The sequence below is a fragment of the Methylobacterium sp. J-078 genome (genome assembly GCF_022829285.1).
Taxonomy (GTDB): Bacteria; Pseudomonadota; Alphaproteobacteria; order Rhizobiales; family Beijerinckiaceae; genus Methylobacterium.
Map to the genome: position 1 here is coordinate 1 of NZ_JAKSYI010000124.1, position 301 is coordinate 301.

Below are 301 nucleotides of genomic sequence, written 5' to 3' on the forward strand. Positions count from 1 at the left end.
GGGGTGAACGCCACGGCCACCACCCATGAGACGAGGAGCGAGACCGCGATGACGACGAAGAGCGAGTAGGCGTACTCGCCCGCCGACGAGCCGTTGAAGCCGATGGGGATGAAGTCGGCTACGGTCACGAGCGTGCCCGTCAGCATCGGGAACGCGGTGGAGGTGTAGCCGAAGACGGCGGTCTTCTGCAGGCTGTAGACGACCTCCAGGCTCGCGACCATCATCTCGACGGAGATCATGGCGTCGTCGACGAGCAGGCCGCGCGCCATGAGTCGGGCGCCGAGCGAAATGCTCGCGAGCG

The 301-nt window shown here is 66.4% G+C and carries 1 protein-coding gene; it reads right to left on the minus strand.

Features of this window, described 5'->3' with window-relative positions; all coding sequences use genetic code 11:
• Positions 1-301, minus strand: a 301-nt coding sequence (locus MKK58_RS22565; protein ID WP_243915034.1) for an efflux RND transporter permease subunit, incomplete at both ends; no start/stop codon positions are given.